Source organism: Amycolatopsis sp. NPDC005003, assembly GCF_053600695.1.
In genome coordinates, this window is sequence record NZ_JBSGAI010000069.1 from 25,252 (window position 1) to 35,194 (window position 9,943).

At 71.8% G+C, this 9,943-nt stretch carries 9 protein-coding genes; 8 read left to right on the plus strand and 1 reads right to left on the minus strand.

Annotated elements, in window-relative coordinates:
- Positions 1-31 precede the first annotated feature (31 nt).
- From ACWED2_RS44650 to ACWED2_RS44660, 3 genes are read left to right on the plus strand one after another with little or no spacing between them, the layout of a single operon-like run.
- Positions 32-880: an SDR family NAD(P)-dependent oxidoreductase gene (locus tag ACWED2_RS44650; RefSeq protein ID WP_449696580.1), complete on the plus strand. Its 849-nt coding sequence runs from the start codon at positions 32-34 to the stop codon at positions 878-880.
- Entirely contained in the window at positions 868-1,617 is a 750-nt protein-coding gene (locus ACWED2_RS44655; protein ID WP_449696581.1) for an SDR family NAD(P)-dependent oxidoreductase, read from the plus strand. Before ACWED2_RS44650 ends, ACWED2_RS44655 begins: the two co-directional genes overlap by 13 nt.
- The gene (locus tag ACWED2_RS44660; RefSeq protein ID WP_449696582.1) at positions 1,617-2,156 is read left to right on the plus strand and encodes a nuclear transport factor 2 family protein; all 540 of its coding nucleotides are present in this window, start codon (positions 1,617-1,619) and stop codon (positions 2,154-2,156) included. Before ACWED2_RS44655 ends, ACWED2_RS44660 begins: the two co-directional genes overlap by 1 nt.
- Positions 2,157-2,168: 12 nt before the next feature.
- Here ACWED2_RS44660 and ACWED2_RS44665 read toward each other — a convergent pair whose 3' ends face one another.
- Complete coding sequence (locus tag ACWED2_RS44665) at positions 2,169-2,816, minus strand: TetR/AcrR family transcriptional regulator (RefSeq protein ID WP_449696583.1); 648 nt, start codon at positions 2,814-2,816, stop codon at positions 2,169-2,171.
- A 223-nt stretch (positions 2,817-3,039) separates the two neighbouring features.
- On the opposite strand from ACWED2_RS44665, the gene ACWED2_RS44670 reads away from it, so the two are divergent.
- The 5 genes from ACWED2_RS44670 to ACWED2_RS44690 all read left to right on the plus strand — a co-directional run bounded on the left by ACWED2_RS44670 (position 3,040) and on the right by ACWED2_RS44690 (position 9,830).
- A complete protein-coding gene (locus ACWED2_RS44670; protein ID WP_449696584.1) occupies positions 3,040-4,401 on the plus strand; it encodes a phenylacetate--CoA ligase family protein in 1,362 nt (453 codons plus the stop codon).
- The gene (locus ACWED2_RS44675) at positions 4,398-5,123 is read left to right on the plus strand and encodes a hypothetical protein (protein WP_449696585.1); all 726 of its coding nucleotides are present in this window, start codon (positions 4,398-4,400) and stop codon (positions 5,121-5,123) included. Before ACWED2_RS44670 ends, ACWED2_RS44675 begins: the two co-directional genes overlap by 4 nt.
- A gap of 94 nt (positions 5,124-5,217) precedes the next feature.
- Positions 5,218-6,429: an ABC transporter substrate-binding protein gene (locus tag ACWED2_RS44680; RefSeq protein WP_449696586.1), complete on the plus strand. Its 1,212-nt coding sequence runs from the start codon at positions 5,218-5,220 to the stop codon at positions 6,427-6,429.
- Between the two features lie 12 nt (positions 6,430-6,441).
- Positions 6,442-9,123, plus strand: coding sequence for an ABC transporter permease subunit (locus tag ACWED2_RS44685; RefSeq protein ID WP_449696587.1), 2,682 nt, complete (start codon positions 6,442-6,444; stop codon positions 9,121-9,123).
- Entirely contained in the window at positions 9,120-9,830 is a 711-nt protein-coding gene (locus ACWED2_RS44690) for an ABC transporter ATP-binding protein (protein ID WP_449696588.1), read from the plus strand. Before ACWED2_RS44685 ends, ACWED2_RS44690 begins: the two co-directional genes overlap by 4 nt.
- Positions 9,831-9,943: the final 113 nt, after the last annotated feature.

The window sequence follows — 9,943 nt, forward strand, 5'->3', positions numbered from 1 at the left end:
TCGCGCCCGGCCGGCGGGCTACCGTCGGACCATGGCGGAGTACGGGACAGGCGGCGAATCCCTGGCCGGCCGCGTCGCGCTCGTCACCGGCGCGGGCCGGGGGCTCGGCCGGGCGCACGCCATGACGCTCGCTTCGGCGGGGGCGGCGGTGGTCGTCAACGACCTCTCCGTTTCGGTCGACGGGACCCTCCCCGGGGAACCCGGCCTGGCCGCGCGGACGGCCGCCGAAATCGTTGCGGCGGGCGGGAAAGCGGTGGCCGACCGGTCCGATGTCTCGTGCTTCGGCGGAGCCGCCGCGGCGGTGTTGTGTGCGCTCGAAACCTTCGGCGGGCTGGACATCCTCGTCAACAACGCGGGCATCCTCACCGGCACCGGGGTGGCCGAACTGTCGCAACCGGAACTGGAACGGTGCCTGGCGGTCAACGTGATCGGCAGCGCCGGGACCGTCCGCGCGGCCTTCGACCACATGCGGGGCAATCGCCACGGGCGCGTGGTCAACACGATTTCCGAGGCCGGGCTGCGAACCGGTTGCCACGCCGGTGTGGCGTACGCGGCGGCGAAGGCGGCGCTGTGGGGGCTGACGATGGCGCTGTCCGACGAGGGCGCGCCGCACGGCATCACGGTGAACGCGGTGTCGCCGGGCGCGCGCACCCGCATGTCGCGGGACCACCTCGACCGCGCCGGGAGCGATCTCGACCTGGCGCCGGAACATGTGTCCCGCGTGGTGCTGGCGCTCGTCGCCGACTCGGCCGGAGACGTCACGGGCCGCGTGGTGCACGCGGCGGGAGGTGCGGTCCGGGAGTACCGGCTGCGCCGCGAAGCCGACACTTCGCTCGTGCGGCGGGTGAACGGACAGGAGGACCGGGGATGCCGGAGCTGAGGTTAGCCGGGAAGGTCGCGCTGGTCACCGGGGCCGGGCAGGGTGTCGGACGGGGCACCGCGCTGGCGCTGGCTCGCGAGGGCGCCTGCGTCGCATTGGCCGGGCGCACGGTCGCGAAGTGCGAGGCGGTGGCGGCCGAGATCGACGCCTTCGGCGGCTCCTCGATCGCGCTCGCCTGCGACGTCACCGACCGGGCCCAGGTCGAGGCCGCGATCGCCGCGACGGCCGGTCGCTTCGGCAGGCTCGACGCGCTCGTGAACAACGCCCAGACGTCGGTCCAGCGGCTGCTCGCCGAGACGACGCCCGAGGACGTGGACGTGTGCTGGCGCAGCGGGCCCCTGGCCACGTTGCACGCGATGCAGGCCGCGCTGCCGCTGTTGCGCGTCCGCGGTGGCTCGATCGTGAACTTCGGGTCCAGCACCGCGATCGACGGCAACGTGACCTTCGGTGCCTACGCGATGGCCAAGGAGGCGATCCGCGGGTTGTCCCGGGTGGCGGCCCGGGAGTGGGGCCGCTACGGCATCCGCGTGAACGTGGTCGTGCCCAACGCGCTCTCGCCCGCCGCTGAGCAGTTCAGCAGGGACGAGCCCGAGCGGTTCCGGAAGCTGACCCGGGCGATGCCGCTGGGCCGCATGGGCGACCCGGAGACCGACATCGGGCGGGCGGTCGTCGCCCTGGTGAGCGACGACCTCGCGTACCTGACCGGTGACACGCTGATGCTGACCGGAGGCGCGTGATGGCAGGGACGACCGAACAGCGGCTCGCCCGCGTCGAGGCGCAGCTCGACATCGGGCAGCTGCCGATCCGCTACGCCCTGGCCGTGGACCAGCGGGACCTCGACGCCTGGGTCGCGCTGTTCGTGCCCGACGTCGACATGGGCCGCCGCGGGACCGGGCGGCGGGCGCTGCGCGACTACATCGAGCCGCAGCTGCGCTGGTTCTACCGTTCGGTGCACCTCCTGGCCGGGCACCGGATCGAACTCGGGCCGGGCGAGGTACCCGTCACGGCGACCGGGCAGGTGTACTGCCGGGCCGAGCACGAGGTCGGCGACCGGTGGATCGTGATGGCGATCCGTTACGACGACAGCTACCGGCGGGTCGACGGCGAGTGGCTGTTCGAACGACGTCGTGAGCGCCACTGGTACGCCGCGGACCTGGCCGAGCACCCACAGGCCGTGGGGTTCGACAGCTGGGGCACCGGTGGTCCGCCCGCGCTGCCGGCCGCCGACCCGGCCTGGGACCGGTTCTGGGCCGGAGGCCGCCCTTCGTCACGGTGAGTCACATTGAAGTCACGGCAGGGCGCGCAACGTGCGTTCCTCCCGTGTCTCGGAGGCCGGGCGCAGGGCCCGGAGCACGAAGTCCGACGCGGTGTCCAAGGCCTGGTCCTCGGTCATGGCGAGCTGGCCGTCCAGGCCGTCGGCGAGCAGCCCGCGCATCAGGTGACCCACCATCGCGGCGTCGGCGACCGGGTCACCCGCCCGGAACACCCGGTCCGCCATGCCTTCGCGGATCACCTCCGCCAGGCGCCGGCCCGGCACGCCGTAGAGCCGGTGCACCTCTTCGGGGAGCTCTTCGAGCAGCCCTGTGTCGAGGAAGAGCCGGGCGCGCTCCGCGAGCTCCCGCCGGTAGATCGTCCGGATGTTGAACTTCAGCCAGGCCCGCAGCCGGCCTTCGGGCGAGTCCGCTTCGGCGATCCGCGCCGCGAGCAGGCGGTCGCCACGGGCCGTCTCGTCGGCCAGCAGGGCGAGCAGGAGGTGGGCCTTGCTGGGGAATGACCGGTAGAAGGTGCTCGCGGACGTGTTGGACGCGGTCAGCACCTGGCGTATCTTCAGCGAACGGAAGTGCGACCGCTCGAGCACGGCCCACGCCGCGCGCAGGATGCGCGCGGTCTCGGCGTCCCCGGGCGAGTCCGCTTCGACGACGGCAAGCTGCGACATCGCACCTCCGCTCGAGCCGACTCTAATAGTTAAATAAATTACACTATGGTGGCACGACTTCCAAGCGGCGCCGATGGCACTTGATCTCCACGGGAATCCCGATTTCGTCGGCCGTCAACGGGCTGGAAGCCGGGAACGCCGTTCCCTGGGCCTGCCGGATCGCGGAGGTTACGGTCGTGACCTAAATCTCTTAATCTTCTAACTCTTTGGTCAAGGGCGATCGATGGAGGTACTCACCGTGGCCGACGCGCAGCCCACAGTACTCGAACCGGCGGTGCTCACCGGCGACGAGCAGCGCTACCTGGAGCCCGAGCTCGAAACGGCGTCCCGTGCGGAACTCGAGGAGTTCCAGCAGCGGCGCGTTCTCGAACTGGTGCCGGAGGCCTACGCGCAGTCGGCCTTCTACCGCGAGCTGTGGTCGGCCGCCGGGGTCGACCCGGAGCGGATCCGCTCGCTGGCCGACTTCCGCCGGCTGGTGCCGACGTTCACCAAGAAGGACGTCCAGGACTACCGGGAACGCACCGGCGACCCGTTCGGCGGGATGCTGTTCGGGCCGCCGTCCGGGCTGTCGTCGATCATGTCCACCTCCGGGACGACCGCCGATCCCGAGCTGATCCCGGAGATCTGGGACGCCTACCCGCCGCTGCAGCTGTGCTCGGCCCGCGACCTGTGGGAGATCGGGCTGCGGCCGGGCGACAAGGTGCTCGTGTCGGCCGGCTCGTTCCGCGGCTTCTACGACACCTTCTACCACGGCATGGGGCTGGTGCCGATCTTCGTGGACACCTGGATCGGCAAGGGCGAGGAGATCGTCCAGGCCCTGCTGCGGTTCCGGCCCGCCTACCTGCAGCTGATGATGCCGACCGTGCTCGAGCTCGAACGGCTGGAGCACACCTACGACATCCGGGACGCGCTGTCCTCCCTTAAGGGCGCCTCGTTCGCCGGGCAGCCGCTCGGCCGGGCGCTCGCCGAGAAGGTGCGCGACGACTGGGGCGTCGAGATGTTCACCTACAGCAGCGCGGGGGACACCGGGACGTGCTGGGAGTGCCGTGAACACGACGGCTACCACCTCTGGGAGGACCTCGTGCTGGCCGAGAGCCTCGACCCGGCCTCCGGCGAGGCGACCGGCGAGGGCGCGGTCGGCGAGCTGGTGGCCACCGACCTGGACAACCGGGCGGCGCCGTTGATCCGGTACCGCAGCGGCGATCTCGTGCGGATCGACCGGCGGCCGTGCGGTTGCGGGCGCACCCACGCCCGCCAGTGGGTGGTGGGCCGGTGCGGCGAAGAGACGACGGTCGCCGGCGTCCCGGTCGTGCTCGGCGAGGTCTGGGCCGCCGTCGAATCCCTGCCCGAGACCAAGGACGGCATGTTCCAGATCATCCGTGAATCGCCCATTGTGGACAGGCTGCGGCTGAGGGTCGGCTACGAACCGGCGCGCACCGCCGACGTCACCGAACTGCGGGCCCGGTTGCGGCACGCCGTGCTGGAGCGGGTCGGCGTCGAGCCGGACCTCGACCTCGTCACCGTCGACGACCTCCTCGCCCGCAGCTCCAGCGTGGCGAAGTTCCCGCGGGTGGTGAAGGCATGAGCAGGGTGAGCATGGCCGCGGCGCTGCAGGGGCCGGTGTCCCCGCTGTTCGGCATCGGGTTGTACCTCGACGGCGGCCGGCAGGTCCCGTTCGACATCGGCTGGGCGGAATTCGACCGTGACGTGCGGTGGGCGGCCCGGGTCCTGGACGTCTGGGGCATCGGCGAAGCCGACCACGTGCTCATCAGCACGCCCAACTTCGAGGGGCCGTGGGCGAGTCCGGTGGTGCGGGCGCTGCGGGACCGCCGGGTCGTCCACAGCAACGCCGAACCGTACAGCTGGGACGTGCGGCGATCCGCGACCTTCCTCCGGTTGCTCCCGTTCCGGGCGTACCTCGGCATGTCCGGGGAGACCGCCGTGGGCCTGCTGAAGGAGCCGGACTGCGCCGGGCCGCTGGCCGCGCTGGCCCCGATCTGGGCCCGGCCGGAGGCGATCGGCCCGCTGCGTGACGCGGGCCTGGACCCGGCCGTCTTCGCGATGTTGGGCCCCGCGCTTGGCCTCGAGTGCCCGCAACGGTCCGGCGCCCACCTCGATCCGGCCGAGTGGCGGCTGGCGGAGGGCCCCGGCGGCGTCACGCTGAGCACCGCGGGCGACCGCGCCCACGTCGTGCGGGATCTCGTCGTCGGCCGGACCGCCGCGCTCGACCACACGCCGTGCCCCTGCGGACTGCCCGGACCACGCATCCGGGTCGTCGACCCCCGTCCGCCGCGTCCGGCCGGGTAACCCCCGGCCTCGGCCCGAACCCGAACACACCACACCGCGCGCGCCGGCGTGCCGGTGCCGCCGTCGTACCCGAAATATCGAGGAGAACCACCCCATGAACCCGTCGAGATCCCTGAAGCGAGGCCGATGGGCGGCCGGCCTGGCGGCCGTCGCGCTCGCGACCACCGCGTGCGGTGCCAGCGGGTCCGCCGCGACCGACACCCACGGCCTCACCGGCACGCCGATCAAGATCGGCGTGCTGGCCAACGTCAGCGGCCCCACCGGGGCGTCGGAAGCGTCGGCCACGAAGGTGTTCCAGGCCTGGGCCACGCACACCAACAAGGCCGGCGGCATCGCCGGGCACCCGGTGGAAGTGGTCGTCAAGGACACCAAGGAGGACGCGCCGACCGCGGCGGCCGCCGCCCGGTCGCTGATCTCCGACAAGTCCGTCGTGGCCGTGATGGCGGCGAGCACCAGCACCGACCCGGCGGTCGGCAGCATCCTCGCCGACTCCGGGCTGCCCGTCACCGGCGGCATCGGCTACAACCCGACGGTGTGGGGCAAGCTGAAGAACTGGTTCGGCATCACCACCACGTTCCCGCAGGTGGTCAACATGCAGATCGCCTCGGCCAAGCCGGTGGGCGGCAAGGAGATCTCCGTGGTGGCGTGCGCGGAGGAACCCGCCTGCGTCGCCGCCGTGCCGCTGTTCGAGGCCGCGGCCAAGGCCGCCGGCACGACCTACTCGGGCACGATGCAGGTCGCGGCCGCCAGCCCGAACTACACCGCGCAGTGCCTGGACCTGGTCAACCGCAAGGTCGACTTCGTCCAGCTGTCGATCTCGCCCGCGGTCGGCGTGCGGGTCGTCAAGGACTGCCAGGCGCAGGGCTACGCGGGCTACTTCGGGTCGTCCGCCTCGGCGATTTCCCCGACGCTCTACCACGCGGCGAACATCCGGCTGGCCGGCGCGCTCAACGCCTTCCCCTGGTGGGCCGACACGGCACCGGTCAAGGCCTACCGGGCCGCGATGACCGAGGAAGGCGTGGCGGACAGCGATTCCGGGCAGCCCGCGTCGACCGCGCTGTGGGCCAGCGGCGAGCTGTTCAAGAAGGCGCTGACCCCGGCCGCCGGCCAGGCGGCGGACACCGTCACCCGGCAGGCCGTGCTGGCCGCCTACGGCAAGGTCAAGGGCGAGACGCTGGACGGCCTGCTGCCGCAGCCGATCACGTTCACGGCCGACCAGCCCGCCCCGCCGGTGAACTGCTACTGGCTGTACCAGTACCAGAACGGCGCGTTCGCCGGGTCCGCCCAGCCCACCTGCCCCAGCTAGGAAGGCGCCACCGTGCTGCAGCTGCTGCCCTTCGTCGTCGCCGGGATCGCCGCCGGGGCGATCTACGGCCTGGCCGGGACGGGCCTGGTGCTGACCTACAAGTCATCGGGCATCTTCAACTTCGGCCACGGCGCGATCGCCACTGTCGCCGCCTACGTGTTCTACGCGCTGCACACCGAGTTTGGTCTGCATTGGACGATCGCGCTGATCGTCAGCGTGGGACTTGTGGGCCCGGTGATCGGGCTGCTGATGGAGCGCATCGCCGCCCGGCTGGCGCCGCAGCGGATCGCGTGGCAGATCGTGGGCACCGTCGGCCTCGTCCTGGCGGTGCAGGGCCTGGCCACGCTGCGGTACGGGGCGAACACCATCCAGGTCGAGCCGTGGCTGCCGGCCGGGCAGGCGAGCTTCCGCCTGTTCGGCGCGGTGGTCACGTGGGGCCAGGTCACCATCGTGGCCATCGCCGTGGCCGCGGTGGCCGCGCTGTACGCGATGTTCCGGTTCGCCCGGATCGGCCTGGCCATGCGCGCCGTCGTCGACGACCCGGACCTGCTGGCGATGCAGGCCACCGACCCCCGGCGGGTGCGGCGGATCGCGTGGGTCATCGGTTCGACCTTCACCGCCTTGTCCGGGGTGCTGGTCATGCCGCTGATCGGCCTGGACGCCGTCGGCCTGACCTTCCTCGTGGTGCAGGCGTTCGGCGCGGCGGCGGTCGGCGCGTTCGGCAACATCCCGCTGACGTTCGCCGGCGGCCTGGTGATCGGCGTCGCCTCGGCCGTTTCCCAGCACTACGTCCTCGACGTCCCGTGGCTGAGCGGATTGCCCTCGGCCTTGCCGTTCCTTGTGCTCTTCGTGACGTTGCTGGTGCTGCCCAAGCGCAAGCTGGTCCGGCCGTCCACAGTGGAGCGACGACCACCGCCGTCCTACCGCGCGCCCGGCCGGGTGCGGCTGGCCACCGGGGTGATCGTCGTGGTCGTGCTGCTCCTCTTGCCGCAGTTCGTCGGCGCCGACAACCTGTCGTACTGGATCGCCGCACTGGTCAGCGCGATCATGCTGCTCTCGCTCGGCCTGCTGGTGCGCACCTCGGGCCAGGTCTCGCTCTGCCACGCGGCGTTCGCGGCGATCGGGGCGGTGGCCTTCTCCCAGTTCGCCGTCGACCTCGGCCTGCCGTGGGTGCTCTCTCTCGTGCTGGGCGGACTGGTCGTGGTGCCGGTGGGCGCGCTGATCGCGCTGCCCGCGATCCGGCTGTCGGGCCTGTTCCTGGCCCTGGCGACGTTCGGGTTCGGCATTCTCGTGCAGCAGCTGCTCTACCACGAGCCGTACATGTTCACGTCGCTGTCGCAGGGCCGCACCATGCCGCGTCCGGACTTCGCGCCAGACGACGGCGGCTACTACTACGTCGTGCTGGCGGTGCTGGTGGTGGTCGCGGTGCTGCTGGTGCTGATCCAGCGGGGCCGGCTCGGGCGGCTCCTGCAGGGGATGGCGGACTCGCCGACGGCGGTCACGTCGATGGGCCTGAGCACCACCGTGTCCAAGGTGATCGTCTTCTGCGTGTCGGCGTTCCTGGCCGGGATCGCCGGGGCGCTGCTCGGCGTCGCCCGGATGTTCGCGGTCGGCTCGGACGCGTTCTTCCAGCCGTTCACGTCCCTGCAGCTGCTCGCCCAGCTGAGCCTGGCGCCGCTGGCCGAGCCGTGGTTCGCGTTGATCGCGCTGACGAACGTGATCCCGGGGTACGTGCCGGGCGACGGGGTCACGGAGATCCTCGGGATCGTCTTCGGCGTCGCCGCGGTCCTCGTCGCCGTGCGAGGCGGCGGGCCGCCGATGCCGCAGCGGTTGCGCGTCGTGCTCGATCGGCTCGGTGGGCGCCGGAGCGTGCCCGTCGTCGTTCAGGTACCCCCGCGCCGGGTCGCCGGCGGTAGCGGCATTTCCGTGCGTGACCTGTCGGTGTCCTTCGGCGGCCTGAAAGCGGTGCAGAACCTCAGCTTCGACGCGCCGCTCGGCCGGATCACCGGGCTGATCGGCCCCAACGGCGCGGGCAAGACGACCACGTTCAACGCCTGCAGCGGCCTGAACCGGCGGTTCGGCGGTCAGGTGTTGCTGCATGACCGCGACATCACCGGGATGCCGCCCGCGCGGCGGGGCCGCAGCGGGATCGGCCGGACGTTCCAGCGCATGGAGCTGTGCGAAACGCTCACCGTGGCGCAGAACGTCCTGCTGGGGCGGGAATGCGCGCAAGCCGGCGCCGGTGTCCTGGCGCAGCTGGCGGCGCGCCCGGCGGAGTGGCGGGCGGCCGAAGCGGCCGTGTGGTCGGCGATGGCGCTGTGCGGGATCACGCGCCTGGCCGGCGAGCAGGCCGGCGCGCTGTCGACCGGCCAGCGCCGGCTCGTCGAGCTGGCCCGGTGCCTGGCCGGGCCGTTCGACGTGCTGCTGCTGGACGAGCCGTCGTCCGGGCTGGACCACGACGAGACCGAGCGCTTCGGGGAGATCCTCCAGCGGGTGGTCGAAGAGCGCGGCGTCGGCGTTCTGCTCGTCGAGCACGACATCGGCCTGGTGCTGCGGATCTGCGCCGACATCTACGTCCTCGACTTCGGCCGCCTGCTCTTCCACGGCACCCCGGCCGAAGTCGCCGCGAGCCCGGTCGTGCAGTCCGCCTATCTCGGATCGGACGAATCCCTGGCCGGATCGGAGGTCCGATGACCAGCATCCTCGATGTCGACGGCGTGTCGGCGGGCTACGGGCAGACGACGGTCCTGCGTGAAGTCTCCTTGGTGGTGCCGGCCGGCTCGGTCGTCGCGCTGCTCGGCCCGAACGGTGCGGGAAAGACCACGTTGCTACGCGCGGTCTCCGGCCTGCTTCCGGTGCGCTCGGGCGCGATCCGGATCGCGGGCCGCGACGTCACCCGCGAGCGAGCCCCGCGGCGCTTCGGGCGCGGGCTCTGTCACGTCCCGGAGGGCCGGGGCGTCTTCCGCGGTCTGACCGTCCGGGAGAACCTCGTCCTGCAGGACGAGCCCGGCCGGGAGTACGACGCCGTCGAGCGGGCGGTGGCCGCGTTCCCGATCCTCGGCGAACGGCTGGGCCAGCAGGCGGGCACCCTCAGCGGTGGCCAGCAGCAGATGCTGGCGATGGCGGCCGCGTACGTCCGGAACCCGGAGCTGGTGCTGGTCGACGAGGCTTCCCTGGGCCTTGCCCCGATCATCGTCGACGAGATCTTCGGGTTTCTTCAGCAGCGTGCCGCCGAGGGCACGGCGCTGCTGGTCGTGGACCAGTTCGCCCGGCGCGCGCTCGCGATGGCCGGGTATGCGTACGTCCTGCGCCGCGGCCGGATCGTGCACGGCGGCCCGGCCGCGGACCTGCTGAACGCCGACCTGTTCGACTCCTACCTCGGCGGGCGCGCGGACTGCTGATGGTCTGCCGCGGCCGGTCGTGAGTGGTAATTCGGGTTCTGACAAGAATAGATAAGGAGAAACCCACCACAACCACCCCGCCACCCACGAAAAAAAGAAATAAAACGTCAAAA